15 protein-coding genes and 3 rRNA genes are annotated in these 23980 nt (G+C 69.2%); 9 read left to right on the top strand and 9 right to left on the bottom strand.

The window, feature by feature from the left end; genetic code table 11:
* Positions 1-110 precede the first annotated feature (110 nt).
* The gene (locus ACQEVU_RS53040) at positions 111-1370 is read right to left on the bottom strand and encodes a pectate lyase (RefSeq protein ID WP_433338475.1); all 1260 of its coding nucleotides are present in this window, start codon (positions 1368-1370) and stop codon (positions 111-113) included.
* 205 nt (positions 1371-1575) lie between these two features.
* Here ACQEVU_RS53040 and ACQEVU_RS53035 point away from each other — a divergent pair, with 205 nt between their 5' ends.
* Both ACQEVU_RS53035 and ACQEVU_RS53030 read left to right on the top strand, forming a co-directional pair.
* Positions 1576-3507, top strand: a complete 1932-nt coding sequence (locus ACQEVU_RS53035; protein ID WP_433338473.1) for an Hsp70 family protein — start codon at positions 1576-1578, stop codon at positions 3505-3507.
* Entirely contained in the window at positions 3507-3752 is a 246-nt protein-coding gene (locus ACQEVU_RS53030) for a hypothetical protein (RefSeq protein WP_433338471.1), read from the top strand. Before ACQEVU_RS53035 ends, ACQEVU_RS53030 begins: the two co-directional genes overlap by 1 nt.
* Here ACQEVU_RS53030 and ACQEVU_RS53025 read toward each other — a convergent pair.
* The 3 genes from ACQEVU_RS53025 to ACQEVU_RS53015 are packed head-to-tail and all read right to left on the bottom strand — an operon-like array spanning position 3734 to position 6791.
* Positions 3734-4246: a DinB family protein gene (locus ACQEVU_RS53025; protein WP_433338469.1), complete on the bottom strand. Its 513-nt coding sequence runs from the start codon at positions 4244-4246 to the stop codon at positions 3734-3736. The two genes, ACQEVU_RS53030 and ACQEVU_RS53025, sit on opposite strands and share 19 nt — an antisense overlap.
* Before the next feature lie 53 nt (positions 4247-4299).
* Entirely contained in the window at positions 4300-6033 is a 1734-nt protein-coding gene (locus ACQEVU_RS53020) for a hypothetical protein (RefSeq protein WP_433338467.1), read from the bottom strand.
* Positions 6018-6791, bottom strand: a complete 774-nt coding sequence (locus ACQEVU_RS53015) for an ABC transporter ATP-binding protein (RefSeq protein WP_433338465.1) — start codon at positions 6789-6791, stop codon at positions 6018-6020. Before ACQEVU_RS53015 ends, ACQEVU_RS53020 begins: the two co-directional genes overlap by 16 nt.
* Positions 6792-7156: 365 nt before the next feature.
* Between ACQEVU_RS53015 and ACQEVU_RS53010 the strand changes: the two genes are divergently transcribed.
* The 4 genes from ACQEVU_RS53010 (at position 7157) to ACQEVU_RS52995 (ending at position 13179) form a co-directional block, all read left to right on the top strand.
* Complete coding sequence (locus ACQEVU_RS53010; protein ID WP_433338463.1) at positions 7157-8170, top strand: endonuclease domain-containing protein; 1014 nt, start codon at positions 7157-7159, stop codon at positions 8168-8170.
* Positions 8157-8849: a hypothetical protein gene (locus ACQEVU_RS53005; RefSeq protein ID WP_433338461.1), complete on the top strand. Its 693-nt coding sequence runs from the start codon at positions 8157-8159 to the stop codon at positions 8847-8849. Before ACQEVU_RS53010 ends, ACQEVU_RS53005 begins: the two co-directional genes overlap by 14 nt.
* On the top strand, positions 8846-12025 hold the full coding sequence (locus tag ACQEVU_RS53000) for a helicase HerA domain-containing protein (protein WP_433338459.1): 3180 nt from the start codon (positions 8846-8848) through the stop codon (positions 12023-12025). Before ACQEVU_RS53005 ends, ACQEVU_RS53000 begins: the two co-directional genes overlap by 4 nt.
* A 101-nt stretch (positions 12026-12126) precedes the next feature.
* Positions 12127-13179, top strand: coding sequence for a hypothetical protein (locus tag ACQEVU_RS52995; RefSeq protein ID WP_433338457.1), 1053 nt, complete (start codon positions 12127-12129; stop codon positions 13177-13179).
* 21 nt (positions 13180-13200) lie between these two features.
* On the opposite strand, the gene ACQEVU_RS52990 is transcribed toward ACQEVU_RS52995, so the two are convergent.
* The 5 genes from ACQEVU_RS52990 to ACQEVU_RS52970 all read right to left on the bottom strand — a co-directional run bounded on the left by ACQEVU_RS52990 (position 13201) and on the right by ACQEVU_RS52970 (position 19644).
* Positions 13201-13386, bottom strand: coding sequence for a hypothetical protein (locus ACQEVU_RS52990; protein WP_433338455.1), 186 nt, complete (start codon positions 13384-13386; stop codon positions 13201-13203).
* A 391-nt stretch (positions 13387-13777) separates the two neighbouring features.
* Positions 13778-13894: ribosomal RNA gene (gene rrf / locus ACQEVU_RS52985) — 5S ribosomal RNA — on the bottom strand.
* Positions 13895-13999: 105 nt separating this feature from the next.
* Positions 14000-17106, bottom strand: a 23S ribosomal RNA gene (locus tag ACQEVU_RS52980).
* Positions 17107-17446: 340 nt separating this feature from the next.
* A 16S ribosomal RNA gene (locus tag ACQEVU_RS52975) occupies positions 17447-18961 on the bottom strand.
* Together the 16S, 23S and 5S rRNA genes form the textbook arrangement of a ribosomal RNA operon.
* A 530-nt stretch (positions 18962-19491) precedes the next feature.
* Positions 19492-19644, bottom strand: a complete 153-nt coding sequence (locus tag ACQEVU_RS52970) for a hypothetical protein (RefSeq protein WP_433338453.1) — start codon at positions 19642-19644, stop codon at positions 19492-19494.
* A gap of 99 nt (positions 19645-19743) precedes the next feature.
* On the opposite strand from ACQEVU_RS52970, the gene ACQEVU_RS52965 reads away from it, so the two are divergent.
* The 3 genes from ACQEVU_RS52965 (at position 19744) to ACQEVU_RS52955 (ending at position 23858) form a co-directional block, all read left to right on the top strand.
* Positions 19744-21051 (top strand): glutamine synthetase, encoded by a 1308-nt coding sequence (locus tag ACQEVU_RS52965; protein WP_433338451.1) that lies wholly within the window; start codon positions 19744-19746, stop codon positions 21049-21051.
* Complete coding sequence (locus tag ACQEVU_RS52960) at positions 21052-22134, top strand: amidohydrolase family protein (protein WP_433338449.1); 1083 nt, start codon at positions 21052-21054, stop codon at positions 22132-22134.
* Positions 22135-22268: 134 nt separating this feature from the next.
* Positions 22269-23858, top strand: a complete 1590-nt coding sequence (locus ACQEVU_RS52955; RefSeq protein ID WP_433338447.1) for a DUF885 domain-containing protein — start codon at positions 22269-22271, stop codon at positions 23856-23858.
* Positions 23859-23980 lie beyond the last annotated feature (122 nt).

Genomic DNA, 23980 nt, shown 5'->3' with positions numbered 1-23980 from the left:
ATTCCGGATATTTCCGGAACCGGTGCCGCGGCGACTGGCACCGGTTGTCGATCCAGGGCGGGGCCCGCCGCGACCCGCGGGGGCAGGAGCCCCGCGGGTCGCGGACGCGGTCACTTGTAGGTGATGTCGGACGACTTGAAGTTGCAGTGCCCGTCGCCCATGCCGTCGCCGAGGTACTTCGGTTCGCTGCCCTTGGCGACGCCCGTGTACTCCGCGCAGATGTGGATGCCGGACGAGTTCTGCACTACCACACGGGTGAGCGTGGCGGTGTCACCCCAGTTGGTGTTGATGCCGACCACGTACTTGGCGCTGTCGAGCAGCACGTTGTCCACGGTGACGTGGCGCTCGTAGTGGTTGGTGCAGTTGCCGCAGCCGCGGTACAGCTTGCCGATGGTCTTGGCGTAGACGCCGCTGATGTGCACGGTGCCGTTGCCGTTGTGCTGGAAGACCTTGTCGCTGGCCGACCTGACGCCGCCGCCGATGACGTACGAGTCGCCGCCGTTGGTGCCCAGGAACGTGGCCGCGTCCTCGCCCACGTCCTCCCACCACACGTTCTGGATGGTGCAGCGGCCGAGGCAGTGCACGCCGTCGCCGGCCGGGGAGCCGATGATGACGTTCTTGAGCGTCGCGCCGTCGGCGAGCTCGAACATCGGGTCCTGGCTCTCGCTCTGGCTGCCGTCGCCGATGCAGCAGTACCGCTTCATGCCCCCGTCGAGCGTCCCGCTGACCTTGATCGTGCCGCTCACCGACTGCGAGCCGCTGGCGGTCGGCCACGCGCCGGTCGGGGTGCTGCCGCCGCCGGACGTCGGGGTGCTCCCGCCGCCGCCCGAGCCGAGCTTGACGAGCTGCCACTGCTGGTTCGCGCCGTCGAGGTCGGTGTAGCCGGCGATCTTCGCGCCGTCGGCCGTCGACCACTGCCAGACGTCGAGGACCTTGTTGCTGTGCCGGTTGACGAAGCGGACGTACCCGCCGGACGAGTCGGCCAGCCGGAACTGCTGGGTGGTCGAGCCGCTGTCGCTGTTCTGCACGAGCTGGACGCCGTCGGTGGCGTTGGGCAGCTCGAGGACCTTGCCGCTCATCACCGACTTGATCTTGTAGTACCCGCTGCCGGCGTCGACGAATTTCCACTGCTGGACGGTGAGGTCGTTGCGCGACCACTGGTTGATCGGCGCGCCGTCGTTCGTCGCCCAGTTGTAGACGTCGATGACCTTGCCGCTGTTGTGGTTGACGATGACGTAGGTCGCACTCGTGTCCACGGTGGCGGCCGAGGCCTCCGCGGTGACGACCAGCGTCATGCCGCCGATCGCGGCGAGCCCGGAAGCGGCGGCGAGCGCCAGCCGCACCCGTCGCCGCGCTGTTCTGGACTGCATGTACACACCTCCTAGGAAAGCGCTTTCCTGCGGAACGTAGGGAGGTTTCGAAACCCGGTCAACCGCTTCGACGATTGTTACGGTCACATCGACGGATACCGTTGAAACTTTCAGCGTTCCACGCGGACTGGGGTGGATGTTCGGCTCGCCGGGTCGGTCCGTGCGGTCCTGCCACCCGGCCGGTCGCCACCCGTACCGTGACCTTGTGAGTGGGGGCGGGTACCGGCTGGGCATCGACTTCGGCACGTCCAACACGGTGGCGGCGCTGGCCGGCCCCGACGGGCCGGTGCGCCCGCTGCTGTTCGACGGCTCCCCGCTGCTGCCCTCCGCCGTCTTCGCCGGCCCCGACACCGGCCTGCTCGTGGGCGCCGACGCGGTCCGCTCGGCCATCGGCGCGCCGGCCGGCTTCGAGGCCAACCCGAAGCGGCGCATCGACGACCGCGCGGTCTGGCTCGGCGAGCGCGAGTTCCCGATCGAGCACCTCATCGCCGCCGTCCTGCACCGCGTGCACACCGAGGCCGGCCGGGTCGCCGGCGAGCGGGTCACCGACGTCGTGCTCACCCACCCGGCCGCGTGGGGCCGGCCCCGGCTCGAGGTGCTCGCCGCGGCCGCGCGGGCCGCCGGCATCGGCGAGGTCCGGTTCGTGCCCGAGCCGGTCGCCGCCGCCCGCTACTTCGCCACCGTGCTCGGCCAGCGCATCCCGGCCGGGCGCAGCATCGTGGTGTACGACCTCGGCGCCGGCACCTTCGACCTGAGCATCCTGCTGCCCTCGCCCGGCGGGTTCGAGGTGGCCGCCGCGGCCGGCCTGCCCGACGTGGGCGGGCTCGACCTCGACGCCGCCGTCGTCGAGCACGCCCGGACGGCGACCGCGACCGCCGTGGAGGCGTGGCGCCGCCTCGACTGGCCGCAGACCCCGGCCGACCAGCAGGCCCGCCAGACCCTGTGGCAGTCGGCGCGGGCGGTGAAGGAGCAGCTGTCGCGGTACGCCAGCGGCGACCTCCACCTCCCCCTCGTCGACCAGCAGGTGCGCCTGACCCGCGAGGAGTTCGAGAAGGCGGCCCGGGTGCAGCTCGAGCGCACCGCCGCCACGACCCTGGCGACGCTGCAGGAGGCGGGCATCCCGCCGGAGCGCATCGGCGGGGTGTTCCTGGTCGGCGGCTCGTCCCGGATCCCGCTGGCCGCGACGCTGCTGCACCGCACCCTGCGCATCGCGCCGACGGTGATCGACCAGCCCGAGCTCGTGGTGGCTGAGGGCGCCCTCTGCGACCGCCCGGTCACGACGGTCGCGGCCGCCCCGGTCACCCCGGCGGCCGCCCCGGTGGCACCGTTCGGCGCCGCCGGTCAGGTGAGCGCGCCGCCCACGGCTCCGATCTCTCCCGGGTGGGCGGCGGCCACGCCGGCCCCGGCGCCGATGGCGACAGCCCCGGTCAGCGCACCCTCCCCCGTCCCGGCGCCGGTGTCGGCGCCGCCGACCTCCGCGCCGCCGGCGTTCGTCGCCACCACCACGCCGCCGGTGCCGATGCCGCCGACCTGGCACGGCGCGCCGGGGCCGGGCCCGGTGCTGGTCCCGGTGGCCGCCCTGCCCGCGCGGCGCTCGCCGATCGGCACGATCGTCCTGGTCGCCATCGTCGCCGCGCTGGTGGCCGTGGGCGCCGTCCTGGCGATCACCCGGCCCTGGGAGCCGGCCGCGAACACCTCGAACAACGCGAACGCCCCGGCCACCCCGGCGGCGCAGCAGACTCTGCCGGGCGCCGGGCCGGCCGCGGCCACGCCCGCCGCGACCACGCCGGCGGCGGCCCAGACCCCGGCGGCCACCGAGCTGGCGTTCCCGTCGAGCTGGGCCGGCACGTGGACCGGGTCATACGTGCAGGACAACAACAAGGCGTACCAGATGCGGGTGGACATCACCGCGGGCTCCAAAGTCGGCCAGGTCCGCTACATCGAGGCCGGCTGCCAGGGCACGCTGACGGTGCTGTCGGTCAACGGCGACGTGATCCGCGCGCAGGAGGCCATCACGCTGGGCCGGTGCACCCCGACCGGCATCTTCACCATGCACCTGGGCCCCGACGGCGGCCTGGAGATGGCCTACCGCCCGGACGCCGCCACCTACAGCGCCACGGCGACGCTGCACCGCTGATGCTCACCGCGGGCGTCGATCTGGCCGGGCGCGGCCGGCTCGACCTCGGCCGGCGCGAGCCGCTTGTGCGAGCCAGCCACGACGCGTTCGACGCGGTGATCGCCGCCCCCGTCGGGCGCGCGTCCGCCCTCGGCCGCGCGACCCGGCCCGGCGCCGGGCAGGTGGGGCTCGCGCGGATCGAGGGCTGGATCGCCGTACCGACGCTGGAGCTTGATGCCCCTGCGGATCAGCCCATCGTCTTCTGACCGTCGATGGCCTCGCGGATGATGTCCGCGTGGCCGGCGTGCTGGGCGGTCTCGGCCGCGATGTGCTGCAGCGTCCGCCGGTGGCTGCGGCGCGCGCCGGGCTCGAACCACGGCGCCGGCGGCAGCGGGTGGTCGGCGTCGAGGTCGGCCACGCTGCGCACGAGCTCGTCGGTCTCCTTCGCCACCCGCTCGTACTCGTCCAGCAGCCCGGCCAGCGTCTCGCCGGGCAGCATGCGGAAGCCGTTGGCGTAGTCGGCGAAGGCGTCCGGGTCGTCGGCCGGCGCCATGACCGACGGCCCCTCGACGATGAACCGGGCCCACTGCCGCTCGATCGCCGTGACGTGCTTGATGAGCCCGCCGATGCACAGCTCGCTCACCGTGCTGCGGGTGGCGGCCTGCTCGTCGGTGAGGCCCTGGGCGGTGTACCGCAGGAAGAACCGGGCGGCGCCGAGGGACTCGAGCAGGTCGGCGCGCTCGCGGGTGATCGTGGTCATTGGTGAAGCCCTCCTGATCTCGGTGACACCGTTGACGGTACGCAGGGATGCGGTCAGGTTCTGGCCTCTTTCCTCGCCGACCTGACGATCCCGAGGGCGGTTCCGTACATGCCCAGCCCGAGCAGGATGAAGGCGCCCGCGACCGGGTAGCGCCAGCCCGCCGGCATGTAGGTGGCCAGGAACCAGGAGTGGCGCAGCATGCCGTTGCCGACGAAGATCGCGGCGACGATGCCCTGCGGGAACAGCGGGATGGCGCCGAAGCCGAAGCACCACCCGGCGACCATGCGGCGCGTGCGGCTCAGGTCCTGGAACGCGGGCTTCGCCGGCGACGTCGCCCTGCGCCCGGTCCGCATGGTGTCCAGCAGCTCCGGCCCGTGGCTGTCGAGGCGCCGCTCGGCGAGGCGGCCGAAGCCCCACCAGCACAGCGCTCCGGTGACCACGCCGAGCGCGACGCCGGCCCACCCGAAGCGGACCGCGACCAGCCCCGCGGGCAGGGCGGTGGCGATGACGAGGACGAACATGAGGTACGCGAGCCCGGTCAGGCCGCCCTCGTCCTCGCTGGTGCGCAGCGGGTTGCCGCCGCGGCGGTGCGGGTCGGTGCCCGGCACCAGCGCGTACACCGACACCAGCGGCACCAGGCCGGCCGCACCGCCGAGCAGCGCCGCCAGCAGCGCGAGCACGAGCGGCCACGGCCCGCCGGTGACCGCGGTGCACGCCACGGTGAGCGCGACCGCGACGACCCCCTGCGTGGACAGCCAGGCCAGCTGCCGGCCCCGCACGTCGCTCGCGCCGGCCATCATGGTCAGCCACAGCGCGGTGCCGTCCGAGCCGTACAGGTTGCTCGACATGCCGGCGGCCATGACGACGAAGATCGGGCCGGCGTACGGCAGCATCCCGTTCCAGCCGATGATCAGCGGGCTGGCGGCGAAGCAGAGGCCGTAGGACAGGGCGAAGGCCAGGTAGTGGTTGCGGACCAGGTCGCGCGACCAGGTGCGCAGCTCCTTGGCGACGACGGCGCCGGAGGCGGTGCCGGCGGTGATCGGCCGCCGCGCGCGCCCCGACACCCGGGCCGCCCCGGCCCGCCGGCCGAGCAGCGCCGCCCACGCGGCCAGCAGCAGCAGGTCCAGGACGGCCAGCGCGGCGAGCGCCCACCACTGGCCGCGGACGGCGAGCACGCCCCAGGCGGACGGGAGGTACCACACCGCCCTGGGCGTCCCCGTCTGCCCGAAGGCGACCATGAACACCCAGATCTGCCCCAGCGAGGCGACGATCGCGCCGTTGACCAGCCCGGCGGCGATCGCCCCGGCGCGGGTGCGCAGCGCGAGCCCGACGAGGGCCACGGTCACCTTCGACAGCAGCACGAACGCGGCCAGCTGCAGCGCGATGGCGGGCACCGCGGCGAGCGCGTGGACCGGCCCGAGCCGCGCCCCGGCGACCGCGAGCCCGACCAGCGCCCCGAGGCTGACCAGCGGCGCGACGCCGACGAACGCGCCGGCGAGCAGCCCGGCGGCCAGGCGCCGGGGCGGCAGGCCCAGCAGCGTGAAGTACTCCGGCCGCAGCGCCTCGTCGCCGCCGCCGGTGAACACGGGCCCGAGCACCCAGCCGAGCAGCCACACCGCGTAGCCGGCGGCCAGCAGGTCCGGGCTTGCGAACCCGAGGTACACGGTCCCGGCGGCCAGCAGCGCGCCGACGGCGGCCCCCGTGCCCGCCGTCTGCGCGCGCTGCCCCCGGTACGCGTGGCGCAGCATCGCGATCTTCATCCGCGCCATGGTCATCGCGACAGCCACGACAGTTCCTCCCATCCGTTGGCCTTCTTCCCGCCGTTCCGCTCCCCGCCGACCAGCCCGACGAACGTCTCCTCCAGCGACCGCGCCCCGCGCACCTCGTCCAGCGCGCCGGCGGCCACGACCCGCCCCCGGTCGACCACGGCGACGTGGTCGCACAGCTGCTCCACCAGCGCCATCACGTGGCTGGAGAGCACCACCGACCCGCCGGCGGCGACGAACCCGCGCAGCATGGTCTTGATCGCCGCGGCCGACACCGGGTCGACGGCCTCGAACGGCTCGTCGAGCACCAGCAGCCGCGGCCCGTGCAGCAGCGCCGTGGCGAGCCCGATCTTCTTGCGCATGCCGGTGGAGTACTCGATGACGAGCGTCTGGCCGGCGTCGTCCAGCTCCAGCACGGCGAGCAGTTCGTCGGCCCGCGCGTCGACGACGTTGCGGGGCAGGCCGCGCAGCAGCCCGAGGTACTGCAGCACCTCCCGCCCGGTCAGCCGCTCCGGCATCGCCAGCCCGTCCGGCAGCACCCCGACGAGCGCCTTCGCCTTCGCCGGCTCGGCCCACACGTCGGCGCCGAAGATGCGGGCGGTGCCGGCGTCGGGCCGCAGCAGCCCGACCGCCATCGCGAGCGTGGTGGTCTTGCCGGCCCCGTTCTGCCCGACGAGCCCGTAGAACGACCCGCTCGGTACGGCGAGCCCGATCCCGTCGACGGCGACCTTGTCCCCGAACCGCTTCGTCAGCCCCTGGATCTCCAACGCCTGTTCCATGCCCACGACGCTACGAATTTCCGCGGGCATCCGAATCGGGGCTGAATACCGCTCCGGGGTGGGGATAGCTACACCCCGGGAGACCTCCCGGCGGTAAAATGATCTTCGCTGGGGCCGCCGCCGCCGAGGAGTGCGACCGGTGTCCACAGTGGACGATGCGCGCCTGCGCTACCAGAACCGCCACCCGGAAGGGAGGCCCTGGCCAGGCAAATCTTTCGCACACACAGCGGCATCGGACAGCACAGCTCGACCTTGTCATCGCTGGTGAGCGGCCCGGAGAATCGGGCCAACCGGGAATGCGGGGGTGAGGCGTGACGCAATCCTGGGCCGATCTTCCCTTGGACAGGCCCGTAAGCATCGAGGGCTTGAGCGCCGAATCGCTCGCCATGCTGGCCGAGCCGCTGCCCCCGGACGCGCCCGCGATCGTGACGTACGGCGCGGTGCCGCGACACCGTACCGCGGACGTCATCGCGACCATGCTCGTCGAACTCGATCGCGTGGCCCGCGAGCTGTACCCGTCCTGGCTTCCGCAGGCCGCCGACATCGATGGCCCCGCCGGCGCCGGACTGGTCGCGGTGCGGTCCCTCGCCCTCGAGGCGGCCGAACGCACCGGACAGTACGGCCCCTTCCTCGCCGACCTGGCCGAACGCTCGCTGCTGGAGCGGACGGTGCCGAACGGCGTCGCGGGATCGTTCGACGCCGAGGTTCGCGCCACCGGACTGGCCCGGGTCATCGCGACCGCGTTCGGACGCGCTCGAACCGCGATTCTGGTGCGTGTCGAGGAGTCCCTCGACGCCGAGCAGCAGCTGGCGCTGGTCGCGGCCGGCCGCTGGTTGAGCGACTCCGGCCGCTTCGGCATCTGGTTCGCCGGAGACACACCGCACCCGATCGACGCCGTGGAGATCGTGCGGTTCGCGCCGCCGGCCGGCTCCGCGATGCTCAGCGTCGACCGGGGCGTCGTTGCCGGGCCCGCGCCGAGGCCCGTGATGGGCTACCCGGCGATCGCCGGCCGGCCGCATCCGGGCAGCCGCGCCGAGAAGCTGCTTGAGGCCTCGCTGGAGCCGGCCGCGTGGGCGGCCGGGCGCGCATGGAATCAGACGTACCAGTCGCACCCGCTCATGAATCCGATCCGCGTCGATCTGCTCTGGCAGAGCGAGCGGCTGGTCGTCGAGATCGACGGCGCGGAGCACTGCCAGCCGGAGCGTTTCGCCGCCGACCGGCAACGCGACGTCCAGCTGCAGCTGGACGGCTATGCGGTGCTGCGTTTCACCAACCACCAGGTGCTGGCCCATCGCGAACTGGTGCTGGCCCAGATCCAACAATTCCTCGCCGGCCGCCGCGCCGGCACTCACAAGGGGGCGTTGCATGCCGGACATTAAGCTCTCGCTGCCCGAACGGGCGCTGCTGCTGATCCTGATGGCGGAGAACGGTGAGCTCTCCAACGCCGACATCCGGGAGCGCTACGCGCCGGGTCTCGAGCTGACCGGCAAGAACCGGAAGCGACTGGTCGACGAGAAGTTCATCGAGTGCCGCAAGGGGCCGCGCAACGCGTTCTACTTCTCGCTGGCCGACGAGGGCTGGAGCTGGTGCCGTCAGGAGCTTTCCCAGGCCGCGCCCAAGAACCCCGGCTCGGCCGGGCACGCGTTGTACGCCGTGCTGGGCGGCCTTGAGCGCTACCTGACGCGAACCGGGCACAGCCTCGCCCAGGTGTTCGGCGACGTCCCGGCGAGCACCGAGCCCCCCGCGGCGACGTCCGGCCTCCCGGCGGCGACGTCCGGACTCCCGGTGCCGCCGGCGGACGAGATCGAGCAGGCGGTGCGCCGGGCCTACCGCAAACTGGCCGAACCGGCCGGCAGCTGGATCGGCCTCGCCGACCTCCGCGAGCAGCTGGGCGACATCCCCCGGCGCGACGTCGACGGCGTGCTCCGGCTCATGACCCGCATGCAGGGCGTCCAGATCGAAGAGGAGACCAACCAGAAGTCCCTGGAACCGCGGGACCGCGCGGCCGCGGTACGCATCGGCGGCCGCGATCAGCACGTGCTGGCGATCGCGCCATGAGCGATACCGAGATCAAGGCCCTGACCGGCCTGCGCATCAAGCTCGTGCCGACCCGGGACGACGTCTGGCGGCGATCAGAGTTCCACGTGGACACCCTGCACCGCGACGTCGCCCAGACCATCCTCGAGGCCATCGACGAAGCGCGCGACAGCACCGACGGCAGCCCGGTCGGCGTGGTCGTGCAGGGTCAGCGCGGTTCGGGCAAGACCCACCTGCTCGGCTGGGTCCGCGAACAGGTGCAGCGCCAGGACGGGTACTTCTTCCTGGTCAGCCTGCTCGACGGGGCCCGCTTCTGGCACAGCGTCGCGCACTCGATGCTCAACGGGCTCACCCGCCAGGTCGACGGCCACGAGACCCAGTTGCGCATCTTCCTGCGCCGGATCACGCTACTGACCGGTGTGCCGTTTGCGGCGCGCCAAGCGGCGATCGGCGAGGCCGCGCTGGACCGCGACGCCGTCGACGCGACCCTGGAGGCCCTGCACCGGTACAGCCCGGAGGTGGCGATGGCCTGCCGCCACACCGCGCGGGCCCTCATCATGTACAACGCCGGCGACTTTCGGGCGCGGGAGGTCGGCAACAACTTCCTGCTGTCCGGCGAGGAATGCGAGCCCGGCGAGCGCGCACCGTGGGGCCTGCCCCGGGAGGTGTACCCGCCCGAGAGCGTCGTCGGCGAGATCTCCTCGCTGCTGTCCCTCACCGGGCCCTCCGTCATCGCGGTCGACCAGATCGACGGCCTGTTGGCCCCGCTGGCCAAGGCGATGGCGAACGGGCAGCACGCCGAGTGGCAGGACTCCGTCCTGCTCGACCAGATCACCAACGGGCTCATGTCGCTGCGGGAGGCGACCCGCAAGACGCTCACGGTGGTCGCGGCCCAACACGCGACGTGGGAGGTCATCAAGAAGTACGCCATCTCGTCCGTGCAGGATCGATTCCGGGCCACGCACAACCTCGGCCGCATCCCGACCGCCGCCGTCGGGCAGGCGCTGGTGGCCAAGCGGCTGGAGGCCCACTACCGCTCGGTCGACTTCAGCCCGCCGTACGCGACCTGGCCGATCCACGAGGACGCGTTCGACGACGCGGTCAACTTCATGCCCCGCCAGCTGCTCCAGGTCGTCGACCAGCACATTCGCGAGTGCGTCCGCGACGGCGAGATCCGGGTGATGACGTCGCTCGAGACGGCGTCCGCGGAGGAGGAGATCGAGGTGCCGCCCGTCGTGCGGCCGCCCGATGCCAACCTCAAGACGTTGGACAAACGATTCGACGAGCTCAAGGCGTCCGCCACCGGCCTTGACCGGGCGCTCGACGAGTACACCGACGACGCCGAACTGCCCGGTCTTCTCGCGGCCGGCCTGCAGGCCTGGATCATCGAACGCGGGGAGGCGGGGCGGCACTTCGAGCAGGACCCGCCGCCGAGCACGAAGCCCGCCCTGCACGCCCGGCTGCGCCGGACCTTGGACGACACGACCGAGGAGGAAGCGCACTGGGGCTTCAGGGGCATCTCGACGCGGTACCACGCGACCGCCGTGCTGAACCGCATTCGCTCCGCCTGCACCGAGGCCGGGCTCGTCAACAGCGTCGAACAGCGGCGGCTGTTCCTGCTGCGCAACGGCGCCTGGCCCAAGAGCCCGAAGAACGTCGAGGCGCTGGCGCTCTTCGAGGCCGGCGGCGGGCGCACCCTGCCGGTCAGCGAGGACGACCTGCGAACCCTCGCCGCGCTGCGTGAGCTGCTGACCAGGCCGACGGCGGATCTGACCGCCTGGCTGATCGCGCGCCAGCCCACCAAGCACGTGTCGTTCCTTCGCGACGCCCTCGCCGACGCCGCGGCCGATCTGCCGGCCCCGGAGCTCGCCATGCCGGGCGAGCACACGCCGGCCGAGCGCACGCCGGGCGAGCCTTCCACGCCGATCGCAGCGGCGACGGCAGAGCCGGCCGCGCCCCAGATGGCCGGGCCCGCCTTGACGCTCGGGCACACGTTCGACGACGCGGCGGTACCGGTCGGGCTGGAGGCCCTGCGCAAGCACACCGCGATCTTCGCCGGATCGGGATCGGGCAAGACGGTCCTCATCCGCCGGATCATCGAGGAGTGCGCGCTGCAGGGCGTGTCCGCCATCGTCCTCGATCCGAACAACGACCTCGCCCGCCTCGGCGACCCGTGGCCGGAACCGCCCGCCGGGTGGCGAGAGGGCGACGCGGAGAAGGCCCGGGACTACCTGGATCAGACCGACGTCGTGGTCTACACGCCGCGCCGCGAGGCCGGCCGGCCGATCAGCTTCCAGCCGCTGCCCGACTTCCACAGCTTCATCGACGACGCCGACGAGTTCGAGGCGGCGATCGAGGCGGCCCTGGCCACGCTCGCCCCGCGCGCCAAGGTCGACGGCAAAACGGGCAAGGCCGAGCGGGGCCGGGCGGTGCTCAAGGAGGCGCTCGTCCACTACGCCCGGCGGCAGCCCCACACCACGCTCCGCGGGTTCATCGAAATGCTCGACGACCTGCCGGAGGACGTGAGCGACCTGGTCGGCGCGGTGAAGATCGCGGCCGAGCTCGGCCAGACCCTGACCGCGGCCATGGTCATCGACCCGCTCTTCGGCGGCGCCGGCGAGGCGGTCGACCCCGGCGAGCTGCTGACGCCGGCCGCGGGGAAGCGTGCGCGGGTCTCGGTCATCAGCTTCATCGGCCTGCCCGGCGACGAACAGCGGCAGAGCTTCGTCAACCAGCTGCAGATGGCGCTGTTCGCGTGGATCAAGAAGCACCCGGCGGGCGACCGCCCGCTCGGCGGGCTGTTCGTCATGGACGAGGCGCAGACGCTGGCCCCGTCGGGCGCGATGACGGCCTGTACGAAGAGCACGCTCGCGCTCGCATCCCAGGCCCGCAAGTACGGCCTCGGCCTGATGTTCGCCACGCAGTCGCCGAAGGGGCTGCACAACCAGATACCCGGCAACGCCGCCACCCAGTGCTACGGGCTGCTCAACGCGCCGGTCCAGATCGACGCGGCGCGCGAGATGGCCCGGGCGAAGGGCGGCGACGTGCCCGACATCTCGCAGCTTCGCACCGGGCAGTTCTACGTGGCGCTCGAGGGCCAGTCGTTTGCCAAGGTCCGGACTCCGCTGTGCCTGAGCCATCACCCGAAGAGCCCGCTGACGACCGAGGAGGTCCTGCAGCGCGCCCGGGCGCATTAGGGTGCGGGCCACCGATCCGTGACCCGGCTCGGCGGCCCGCCTCGAGCGGTGTGTAGCCTTGCCGACACACAGCGATACATTCGCATACTTCTATTGCTGCCATGATGAGACGACTGGCCACCCTGGCCACGCTCCTGCCGGCGCTTGCCGTCGGCGTCCTGGTCGCGGCCGCGCCCGCCAGCGCGGCGCTGCCGGACCGGTTCGCGTTCGTGCAGTGGAACGGCTCCGCCACCGTTCCCACCGGCACGACTCCCGCGGCCACCACCGTTGTCACCGGGCCGCCCGGGCGGTACCGCATCCTCTTCCCGGGTGCCGGCGCCTCCCGCGGCGTGGTCCACGTGACCGCCATCAACGAGGTCCCGCACTGGTGCCAGGCCAACACCTGGGGCCCGGCCGGGGCGGACGAGGTCGTGTACGTCGACTGCTACAAGGCCGGCGGCAGCCCCGACTTCACCCCGTTCACCGCGATCTTCGAGAGCAGCAGCCCGCCCACGATCGCCATCAACGGCCGCTTCGGCTACGTCGACGCCCAGCCGACCGGCGCCCTCGTCAGCCAGTTCAACTCGTCCGGCGCGGTGAACTCGGTGACGCCGGTCGGGGTGGGCGCCTGGCTGGTGAAGATGCCCAACCTCAGCACCCCCGGCCCGGTCGACGGCAGCCTGCAGGCGACGGCGGTCAACGTCGCCCCCGCGCGCTGCAAGGTCGCCAAGTGGAGCTCGGCGCCGTCGGGCCAGCAGATTCTCGTCAACTGCTACGGCCCGGGCGGCGCGCCGCTCGACACGCGGTTCACGCTGACGTACCAGTATCAGCAGTCGCTGTACGGGGCGGGCTGGCCGCCGAAGTACTTCGGCTACCTGTGGAACGCGCCGCCGCTCGGCCCGGCGTCGACCAACTTCAACTCCGTCCTGGGCCCGGCCGTCAACACGCTGATGCCCGCCGGCACCGGCCTGTCGCTGGTCAAGTTCCCGCAGCTGGCCGTCACGCCGGCCACGGTCCAGGTGACGGCGACGGGCCCGGCGTCGGACTTCTGCAACCTGATCATGCCGTGGATGTACAGCGGCACGGACATCATCGTCCGTGACGTCGCCTGCTACACCAACGCCGGCGCGCGCATCGACTCGGGCTTCCTGATCAGCGCCAACTCGGCGTTCTGAGGCCCGAGGATCTGAAGTCGCCTATTGCCAGAGCGGGTCGCCCAGCAGCGCGCGTGCGGCCCGCCTGGTGTCGGTGAAGGCATGCCGGCAGCTGCAGACATCCCGGTGGATGGCGGGCGAGGTCGCGATGACCGCGCCACACTCGTCCTCGAACAGCCACCGGTAATGGCCGTCGGCCACCTGCACGACGTCCAGCTCACCGTCCATGTCACGAATCCGCTCGAGCGCCGGCTGCCATCGGCCCGGCCGCGGTACGTGTGCGAGCACGTCCGACCGCCCTTCGGTCCGTTGCACCATTCGCCAGGGCTCAGTGTCTCCCCGCGGCCCGGGCAGCACCACGATCACCGCAGGCGCCCCCTTCCCGCCCATTCCGTCCATCACGTTTCGCATGCCCGCATCGCTCGGACCTAACCCGGGCCCCTGGGTGAGCGCGTGGGTCATGGCCCGGGCCGGCCGCGTTCACCCAGCCACGAGCGACCGCGGTCATACGTCCTGGTTTCGGCACCGAGCAGCCGCTACGCCGGAGAATGCGCGCGGGAAATGTGCCCTGGAAACGCGTCAGGGGCCCACCGAATGGTGGGCCCCTGAGCGAAAGTTTGTCCGGCGGCGTCCTACTCTCCCACACTCTCTCGGGTGCAGTACCATCGGCGCTGGAGGGCTTAGCTTCCGGGTTCGGAATGGGACCGGGCGTTTCCCCTCCGCTATGGCCGCCGTAACACTATGAACCTATCAACCCCGCACACCCACCCTCATGTGGGGTGCGTCCGGTGTTGGTTCAGAATCACACAGTGGATGCAAAACTTCTTTGATGCTTGTGTTGTAGGTCAAGTCCTCGGCCTATTAGTACCGGTCAGCTCAAACCTGTTACCAGGCTTCCACTTCCGGCCTATCAACCCAGTGGTCTCGCTGGGGGCCTTAACCCTCAAGGGGTGGGATACCTCATCTCGAAGCGAGCTTCCCGCTTAGATGCTTTCAGCGGTTATCCCTTCCGAACGTAGCCAACCAGCCGTGCTCTTGGCAGAACAACTGGCACACCAGAGGTTCGTCCGTCCCGGTCCTCTCGTACTAGGGACAGCCCTTCTCAAGTATCCTACGCGCGCGGCGGATAGGGACCGAACTGTCTCACGACGTTCTAAACCCAGCTCGCGTACCGCTTTAATGGGCGAACAGCCCAACCCTTGGGACCTACTCCAGCCCCAGGATGCGACGAGCCGACATCGAGGTGCCAAACCATCCCGTCGATATGGACTCTTGGGGAAGATCAGCCTGTTATCCCCGGGGTACCTTTTATCCGTTGAGCGACACCGCTTCCACCTGCCAGTGCCGGATCACTAGTCCCGACTTTCGTCCCTGCTCGACCTGTCAGTCTCACAGTCAAGCCCCCTTGTGCACTTGCACTCAACACCTGATTGCCAACCAGGCTGAGGGAACCTTTGGGCGCCTCCGTTACATTTTAGGAGGCAACCGCCCCAGTTAAACTACCCACCAGACACTGTCCCTGAACCGGCTCACGGCCCAAGGTTAGATACCCAAATCCAACAGAGTGGTATTTCAAGCTTGCCTCCACCCCCACTGGCGTGAGGACTTCACCGGCTCCCACCTATCCTACACAATCGAATTCGAGTACCAATGTCAAGCTATAGTGAAGGTCCCGGGGTCTTTCCGTCCTGCCGCGCGTAACGAGCATCTTTACTCGTAGTGCAATTTCGCCGGGCCTGTGGTTGAGACAGTGGGGAAGTCGTTACGCCATTCGTGCAGGTCGGAACTTACCCGACAAGGAATTTCGCTACCTTAGGATGGTTATAGTTACCACCGCCGTTTACTGGCGCTTAAGTTCTCCGCTTCGCCCCGAAGGACTAACAGGTCCCCTTAACGTTCCAGCACCGGGCAGGCGTCAGTCCATATACGTCGTCTTACGACTTAGCATGGACCTGTGTTTTTAGTAAACAGTCGCTTCCCCCTGGTCTCTGCGGCCACCAACCGCTCCACCAGCATGTGGTCTCACCATCGGTGGCCCCCCTTCTCCCGAAGTTACGGGGGCAATTTGCCGAGTTCCTTAACCACAGTTCGCCCGATCGCCTCGGTATTCTCTACCTGACCACCTGTGTCGGTTTCGGGTACGGGCCGCTCGAAACTCGCTAGAGGCTTTTCTCGGCAGCATGGGATCACTGACTTCACCTGAACGGCTCCGCTTCACGTCTCACCCTCAATGCAGCACGGATTTGCCTATGCTGCGGGCTACACGCTTGCCCCGGCACAACCACCGGCCGGGTCCAGCTACCCTCCTGCGTCACCCCATCGCTTGCCTACTACCACCCGAGGTCCCAGGCTCCCGTCCTCCGCCCGAAGGCATCAGACGTTCACGTGGTTAGTACAAGCAGGTTCAGCATGGACGCTTCTACGCGGGTACGGGAATATCAACCCGTTGTCCATCGACTACGCCTCTCGGCCTCGCCTTAGGCCCCGACTCACCCAGGGCGGATTAGCCTGGCCCTGGAACCCTTGGTCATCCGGCGGCAGGGTTTCTCACCCTGCTTTCGCTACTCATGCCTGCATTCTCACTCGCGTCACCTCCACGGCTGGATCACTCCGCCGCTTCACCGGTGACACGACGCTCCCCTACCCATCCACACACCTGGACCACAAAGGCCGGGTACATGTGTGAATGCCACAGCTTCGGCGGTGTGCTTGAGCCCCGCTACATTGTCGGCGCGGAACCACTTGACCAGTGAGCTATTACGCACTCTTTCAAGGGTGGCTGCTTCTAAGCCAACCTCCTGGTTGTCTATGCGACCCCACATCCTTTACCACTTAGCACACGCTTAGGGGCCTTAGCTGGTGATCTGGGCTGTTTCCCTCTCGACTACGAAGCTTATCCCCCGCAGTCTCACTGCCACGCTCTCACTTACCGGCATTCGGAGTTTAGTTGACTTCAGTAAGCTTGTAGGCCCCCTAGGCCATCCAGTGCTCTACCTCCGGCAAGAAACGCGTAACGCTGCACCTAAATGCATTTCGGGGAGAACCAGCTATCACGGAGTTTGATTGGCCTTTCACCCCTAACCACAGGTCATCCCCCAACTTTTCAACGTTGGTGGGTTCGGCCCTCCACGCGGTCTTACCCGCGCTTCAGCCTGCCCATGGCTAGATCACTCCGCTTCGGGTCTAGGACACGCGACTCAAACGCCCTCTTCAGACTCGCTTTCGCTACGGCTCCCCCACACGGGTTAACCTCGCCACGTACCACTAACTCGCAGGCTCATTCTTCAAAAGGCACGCCGTCACCCCCACCAAAGGTGGGACGCTCCGACGGATTGTAGGCGCACGGTTTCAGGTACTATTTCACTCCCCTCCCGGGGTACTTTTCACCTTTCCCTCACGGTACTTGTCCGCTATCGGTCACCAGGGAGTATTTAGGCTTACCAGGTGGTCCTGGCAGATTCACGGCAGATTACAGGAGTCCGCCGCTACTCGGGAATATGCATACACAGACCGGCAATTTTCGCCTACGGGACTGTCACCCGCTACGGTGCCGCTTTCCAGCGAACTTCGACTAACCACCGATTTTCTGACTGTGCGCCCAGCCGGCAGACCAGACACAGCACATCCCACAACCCCAGACATGCAACCCCTGCCGGGTATCACACATGCCAGGTTTAGCCTCATCCGCTTTCGCTCGCCACTACTCACGGAATCACAATTGTTTTCTCTTCCTGCGGGTACTGAGATGTTTCACTTCCCCGCGTTCCCCCTCACTGCCCTATGTGTTCAGGCAGGAGTGACACCACATGACTGGTGCCGGGTTCCCCCATTCGGACACCCTGGGATCACAGCTCGGTTGACAGCTCCCCCAGGCCTATCGCGGCCTCCCACGTCCTTCATCGGCTCCTGGTGCCAAGGCATCCACCGTACGCCCTCAGCAACTTGACCACAAAGCAAAAAAGATGCTCGCATCCACTGTGCAATTCTCAACCAACACCAAACCCAGCACCGTCAAACGTCGAAACCTGCACACAACCGTGTGTGGTCTTCCAACCGATGTGGATTCCGTCCGAAACAAACCGTGGTTGGTTGTTTCAGGACCCAACAGGGTGCCTATACGATCACCGCAAACCGCATCCGGGACTGTTCCACGCCGTTGCCGGCAGTACTAAGAACCCGAGACCGTTGTCTCCGGAATCTTCGCCAGTGTCTCCGCCATTGAGCACCCCACCACCACATTCGGGTGGTGCGGGCTCCTTGCACGCTTTCGCGTGAAGGTGCTCCTTAGAAAGGAGGTGATCCAGCCGCACCTTCCGGTACGGCTACCTTGTTACGACTTCGTCCCAATCGCCAGCCCCACCTTCGACGGCTCCCTCCACAAGGGTTGGGCCACCGGCTTCGGGTGTTGCCGACTTTCGTGACGTGACGGGCGGTGTGTACAAGGCCCGGGAACGTATTCACCGCAGCATTGCTGATCTGCGATTACTAGCGACTCCGACTTCACGGGGTCGAGTTGCAGACCCCGATCCGAACTGAGACCGGCTTTTTGGGATTCGCTCCACCTCACGGTATCGCAGCCCTTTGTACCGGCCATTGTAGCATGCGTGAAGCCCTGGACATAAGGGGCATGATGACTTGACGTCATCCCCACCTTCCTCCGAGTTGACCCCGGCAGTCTTCGATGAGTCCCCGGCCGAACCGCTGGCAACATCGAACAAGGGTTGCGCTCGTTGCGGGACTTAACCCAACATCTCACGACACGAGCTGACGACAGCCATGCACCACCTGTGAACGCCCCCGAAGGACCCGACATCTCTGCCGGATTAGCGCACATGTCAAACCCAGGTAAGGTTCTTCGCGTTGCATCGAATTAATCCGCATGCTCCGCCGCTTGTGCGGGCCCCCGTCAATTCCTTTGAGTTTTAGCCTTGCGGCCGTACTCCCCAGGCGGGGCGCTTAATGCGTTAGCTGCGGCACAGAGAACCGGAGAGGCCCCCCACACCTAGCGCCCAACGTTTACAGCGTGGACTACCAGGGTATCTAATCCTGTTCGCTCCCCACGCTTTCGCTCCTCAGCGTCAGTATCGGCCCAGAGACCCGCCTTCGCCACCGGTGTTCCTCCTGATATCTGCGCATTTCACCGCTACACCAGGAATTCCAGTCTCCCCTACCGAACTCAAGCCTGCCCGTATCAGCTGCAAGCCCACAGTTGAGCTGCGGGTTTTCACAGCTGACGCAACAAGCCGCCTACGAGCTCTTTACGCCCAATAAATCCGGACAACGCTCGCGCCCTACGTCTTACCGCGGCTGCTGGCACGTAGTTGGCCGGCGCTTCTTCTCCAGGTACCGTCACTTGCGCTTCGTCCCTGTCGAAAGAGGTTTACAACCCGAAGGCCTTCATCCCTCACGCGGCGTCGCTGCATCAGGCTTCCGCCCATTGTGCAATATTCCCCACTGCTGCCTCCCGTAGGAGTCTGGGCCGTGTCTCAGTCCCAGTGTGGCCGGTCGCCCTCTCAGGCCGGCTACCCGTCGTCGCCTTGGTAGGCCATCACCCCACCAACAAGCTGATAGGCCGCGAGCCCATCCCAAGCCGAAAAACTTTCCACACCACGTGATGCCACGCAGCATGAATATTCGGTATTAGCCCCCGTTTCCGAGGGTTATCCCAAAGCCTAGGGCAGGTTACTCACGTGTTACTCACCCGTTCGCCGCTCGAGTACCCCGAAGGGCCTTTCCGCTCGACTTGCATGTGTTAAGCACGCCGCCAGCGTTCGTCCTGAGCCAGGATCAAACTCTCCAACAAAACCTACATCGGTGAGCACATCACCCGGCAACAAACATGTTGTCACCAAAGGAATCCCAGACACGACACCCACCAAACCGGCAGGCCCGTGCCACGGGGTAATAATCATTTGGCACTGGCTTAACAAGCACCCTGTTGAGTTCTCAAACAACCAACACACACCGCATCCTGACCTCTGTTTGTGAGGCCCGAATTCCGGGGCGGTACCGCTAATGTATCCGATCGACTTCGCGATTCCAAATCCGAAGATTGGCTCGCATCTCTCGAACACGCCCAACCGCAGCCGCCCACCGTTTCGATGGACTTCAGAGGTTGGAGTGGTTTGCAGGCCGGCCGATCCGTCGCTTGGCGACTCGCCCGTTTCCCTGCTGGCCGGGTAACTCTACTCGGTCAGTTCCTCCGTGTCAACCAGGTCTCCCTGGCCTCCCGGCGAACCGCCCGCCTTGCAGCACGGAACGTTACAGGACGCCGTTTGCGGAAACCAAATCGCCTGGCCAGTGACTACCCACACACCGTCCACAGAGGACCACTCAGTCACGAAGCCACTCGTCGGCGGTAGCGGCGTACTGAACCTCGGACCCCTCGTCGAATGTGGCGACGTGCCGCAGCCGGCTCTTCTCCATCACCCGCCGGGAGCCGGCGTTGGTCGCCATCGTCTCGGCGAAGACCCGTGGGACGCCCACGACGTCGAACCCGCGGCCACGGTGAGGCGGCGCAGTCGCAGTCGCTCGGTCTCCAGGTGTACCCACATGAAATCCATCATCCAGGGGAGACTGGTGGGCATGGCCGGTCGCATTGTCCACGGGGTGGCCCTGACCTGGGTCGACAACGCCGGGATCACGAGGGTCAAGACGGTGCCGTTCGCGCGGCTGGCCGACGCGGCGCGGTGGGGCGTCGGCATGTCGCCGGTGTTCGACGTGTTCGGCGTCGACGATTCGATCACCACCAGCCGGCACATCGGCGGGCCGGTCGGCGACCTGCGGCTGCGCCCGGACCTGGACCGCCTCACCGTCCTCGCGGGCCAGCCCGGCTGGGCCTGGGCGCCGGTGGACCGGTGGACGCAGGAGGGCGAGCCGTATGTCGCCTGCCAGCGGCGCTTCGCCCGGGCCATGACCGAGCGCGCCGCCTCCGCCGGCCTGAGCCTTCGCATGGCGTTCGAGATCGAGTGGTACGTCGGGCAGGCCCCCGACGACGACCCGCGCCCCGCGTGCGTCGGCCCCGCGTACGGCATGACCCGCATCGTCGAGCTCTCCGCCTACCTCGACGACCTGCTCACGACCCTGGAGGCGCAGGGGGTCGCGGTCGAGCAGCTGCACCCGGAGTACGCCGCCGGCCAGCTGGAACTGTCGATCGCCGCCGCCGACCCGGTCACCGCGGCCGACGACAACGTCCTGGTGCGCCAGACCATCCGCGCGGTCGCGGCGCGCCACGGGCTGCGGGTGTCGTTCGCCCCGGTGGTCGTCGCCGGCCAGGTCGGCAACGGCGCCCACCTGCACTTCTCGGTCCGCGACGCCAACGGCGCCCTGTTCGCGGGCGGCTCCGGACCCTATGGCCTCACCGAGCGCGGCGAGTCGGTCCTCGCCGCCACGCTCGAGCGGCTGCCGGCGCTCTGCGCGATCGGCGCGCCCGGCGTCGCCAGCTACCTCCGGCTGGTACCGCAGCGATGGGCCGGCGCGTTCCAGTGCTGGGGCCACGAGAACCGCGAGGCCGCGCTGCGCTTCGTGACGGGCGTCGCGGGCCAGGGCGACCGGGCCGCCAACGCCGAGATCAAGTGCTGCGACGGCGCCGCCAACCCGTACCTGGTGGCCGGCGCCGTGGCCGCCCTCGTCGCCGACGCCGCCGACCTGGGCCGGCGGCTGCCCGCCGAGGTCGCCGTCGACCCGGCCGCGCTGCCCGACGCCGAGCAGCCGCCGCGCCTGCCGACGTCGCTGCCCGAGGCCATCGCCGCCCTCGAGGCCGACGAGGGCCTGCGCCGCGCGCTGGGCGACCCGCTGTTCGAGGCGTTCCTGGCGGTGCGCCGCGCCGAGGTCGAGCTGTTCGCCGGGAAGTCGCCGGAGGAGATCGCCGCCGCGACCCGATGGCGGTACTGAGTGCTCGACGACCTGCCGCTGCTCGATGCCCACTGCCACGCGGTCACCACCGCCGACCTCGACGCGGACGGCTTCGCGCGGTGGTGCACGGAGGCGTCGACGCCCGCGCCGCCGGGAGTGTCCTATCTGGACGGTCCGGCCGGCCTGGCGGTCCGCCGCTGGTGCGCGCCGGCCCTGGACCTGCCCGCCCACGCCCCCGCCCCCGACTACCTGGCCCGCCGCGCCGAGCTCGGCGCCCCGTCGGCGACCCGCCGGCTGCTGCGGGCCGCCAACCTCGGCGAGCTGCTGGTGGACACGGGCCTGCCCGGCGACCTGACGGGCCCGGCGCTGGCCGCGGCGGCCGGTGCCCGTTACGCCGAGGTGGTCCGCCTGGAGACGGTGGCCGAGCGGGTGCTCGCGGCCGGCGTGCCGGCCGCGGACTTCGCGCCGGCGTTCGCCGACGCCCTGACCGCGGCGGCGCGGGAGGCCGCGGCGGTGAAGTCGATCCTGGCGTACCGCCACGGCCTCGACATCGACCCGGAGCGCCCGTCCCGGCGCGAGGTGACGGCCGCCGCCGGCACGTGGCTGCGCGCGGGTGCTCGCCGCCTGACCGACCCGGTGCTGCTGCGCCACCTGCTGTGGACCGCCGTCGACCTCGGCCGCCCGATCCAGCTCCACACCGGCTTCGGCGACCGCGACCTGGCGCTGCCGAGGTCCGACCCGTCATTGCTGCAGCGGTGGTACGCCATGATCGAGCCAACCCGCGTGCCGATCGTGCTGCTGCACTGCTACCCGTACCACCGCCAGGCCGGCTGGCTCGCCCACGTGTACCCGAACGTGTACATCGACGTCGGCCTGACCCTGACCCACACGGGCCCTCGCGCCGCCGCGATCCTGGCGGAGTACTTCGAGCTGGCCCCGTTCGCCAAGATCCTGTACTCCTCGGACGCCTACGGCCTGGCCGAGCTCTACCTGGTCGGCGCCGCCCAGTTCCGCTGGGCGCTGTCCACACTGCTGAACGACTGGTGGCTGTCGCGCGCCGACGCTGAGCGCCTGGCCCGGGCGGTCGCCGCCGACAACGCCCGCCGCGTCTACCGCCGGTAATACCTGCTCGCCGAGCACGCCGGCGTCAAGGCGCGCATCGACCCGGCCGAGCTCGACTGACGGCGCGGGCCAGCCGGCTCAGCGTTTCTGCGGAAGAATGGACCTTGGAGCGCCGGACGAAGGGGTCCACCACGATGGAGACGCTGGCCCGGCTGGGCGACGAGTATTTCCGGCGGCATTACGCCGCCGATCCGTTCGCGGCCGGGGTGTTCGGCGTGCCGGGGTTCGAGGCCGAGGTGCCGGACCCGAGCCGGGCGGCCGCCGATCGGCATCGGGGTGAGCTCGCGCGCATTACCGAGCAACTACGCGCGGTCGACCCGGCCGAGGACCCGATCAGCCATGCCATTCTGCGGCGGCTGGTCGAGGACGGGCAGCGGGTGCTCGCCGATGGCGTGATGGAGGTCGGCGTCACCGCCGGCGGGACCGGGCCGCTCGCCATGGTGATTTCGACGGTGCCGGCCGGCACCGGGACCGATGCGGAATATCGCGCGCGGCTCGAAAAGGTGCCGGGGTATTTCGACGCCTACGTCGAGCGATACGTGCAGGCGGCGCGCGACGGGCGGTTCCCGGCCGCGATCGGGGTGCGGCAGGCGATCGAGCAGGCAGACGCCTATCTTTCGACGCCGCTGCGCATGGACCCATTGATGCGCCGCTTTGCCGGCGACGTGGTGCCGCTGGCGGTGCGGCCGGCGGTCGTTCGGTTCCGAAATGCGCTCGCGGAGCAGCTGCTGCCGGTCGCGCGGCCCGACGACAAGGTCGGGCTTTGTCATGTGCCGGGCGGGGCCGAGGGCTATCTCGGGCTCGTCCGGGCCTGCACGACCACCGAGCTCGGGCCCGAGGAGATTCATCGGACCGGGCTGGAGCTGGTGGAGCGGCTGCGCGAGGAGTTCGCCGAGCGCGGCGGGCGCGCGCTGGGCACCACGGACGTCGATGAGGTGCTCGTCCGGCTTCGCAAGGACAAAGGCCTCCGCTTCGGTACTGCGGGAGAGATCGTCGACACCGTCACGCGCGCATTGCGGGCGGCGGAGGAGGCGCTGCCGGACTGGTTCGTGCCGTATGGCATCGCGCCGTGCGTCGTGCGGGAAATGGACGCGGCCGAGGCGGAGCACTCGGTGCTGGGCTATTACATGCCCCCGTCGGCGGACGGTTCCCGGCCCGGCGCGCACGTGGTGAACACGTATCGGCCGGAGCTTCGGGCGCGGTTCGAGTACGAGGCGCTGGCCTTCCACGAAAGCGTCCCCGGCCATCATCTGCAGATCGCGCTCGGCCAGTCGCTGGCGGACCTGCCGGCATTCCGGCGATTCGCCTACTTCGATGCGCACGGCGAGGGCTGGGGGTTGTACAGCGAGCGCCTCGCCGACGAGATGGGCCTGTACACCGGCGAGCTGAGCCGGCTCGGCATGGTGTCGTTCGACGCCTGGCGCGCGTGCCGCCTGGTCGTCGACACCGGCCTGCACCACTTCGGCTGGTCGCGGTCGCGCGCGATCGACTACATGCACGCCAACACCGCGCTGTCGCTGACGAACATCAAGAACGAGGTCGATCGGTACATCGCGGTGCCGGGCCAGGCTCTGGCGTACATGATCGGGCGTTTGAAAATCCAGGAACTGCGCGAGCGCTCCTCGCTCGACGTCCGGGCGTTCCATGACGAGGTGCTCGGGCACGGCCCGCTGCCACTCGACGTGCTCGAGGACCTGATCTTGTCCCGGGACAGCGGCGCGTAACTTTCACGGCCGGCCCCCGTGTACGCGGGTCGCCGCGGTCCATCGTTCCCGGTAACTATGTGGCGTGGCACGATGCCTGGCGTGGAGTCCTCACTTGGGGAGACCGGGCGTTCTGGCGAAAG

It is taken from the genome of Dactylosporangium sp. CA-139066, from assembly GCF_050936175.1.
Classification (GTDB): Bacteria; Actinomycetota; Actinomycetes; order Mycobacteriales; family Micromonosporaceae; genus Dactylosporangium.
The sequence above is the reverse complement of the archived record's forward strand: the minus strand, read 5'-3'. Positions and strand labels throughout refer to the sequence as shown.

What these genes read in the sequence shown, in the direction of transcription:
- ACQEVU_RS53030 (WP_433338471.1), top strand. Translation starts at nt 3,507, where the DNA reads ATGCTCACCGCGGGCGTCGATCTGGCCGGGCGCGGCCGGCTCGACCTC.
- ACQEVU_RS53000 (WP_433338459.1), top strand. Translation starts at nt 8,846, where the DNA reads ATGAGCGATACCGAGATCAAGGCCCTGACCGGCCTGCGCATCAAGCTC.
- ACQEVU_RS52990 (WP_433338455.1), bottom strand. Translation starts at nt 13,386, where the DNA reads ATGGACGGTGAGCTGGACGTCGTGCAGGTGGCCGACGGCCATTACCGG.
- ACQEVU_RS52995 (WP_433338457.1), top strand. Translation starts at nt 12,127, where the DNA reads ATGATGAGACGACTGGCCACCCTGGCCACGCTCCTGCCGGCGCTTGCC.
- ACQEVU_RS53005 (WP_433338461.1), top strand. Translation starts at nt 8,157, where the DNA reads ATGCCGGACATTAAGCTCTCGCTGCCCGAACGGGCGCTGCTGCTGATC.
- ACQEVU_RS53040 (WP_433338475.1), bottom strand. Translation starts at nt 1,370, where the DNA reads ATGCAGTCCAGAACAGCGCGGCGACGGGTGCGGCTGGCGCTCGCCGCC.
- ACQEVU_RS53015 (WP_433338465.1), bottom strand. Translation starts at nt 6,791, where the DNA reads ATGGAACAGGCGTTGGAGATCCAGGGGCTGACGAAGCGGTTCGGGGAC.
- ACQEVU_RS52965 (WP_433338451.1), top strand. Translation starts at nt 19,744, where the DNA reads ATGGCCGGTCGCATTGTCCACGGGGTGGCCCTGACCTGGGTCGACAAC.
- ACQEVU_RS52955 (WP_433338447.1), top strand. Translation starts at nt 22,269, where the DNA reads ATGGAGACGCTGGCCCGGCTGGGCGACGAGTATTTCCGGCGGCATTAC.
- ACQEVU_RS53025 (WP_433338469.1), bottom strand. Translation starts at nt 4,246, where the DNA reads ATGACCACGATCACCCGCGAGCGCGCCGACCTGCTCGAGTCCCTCGGC.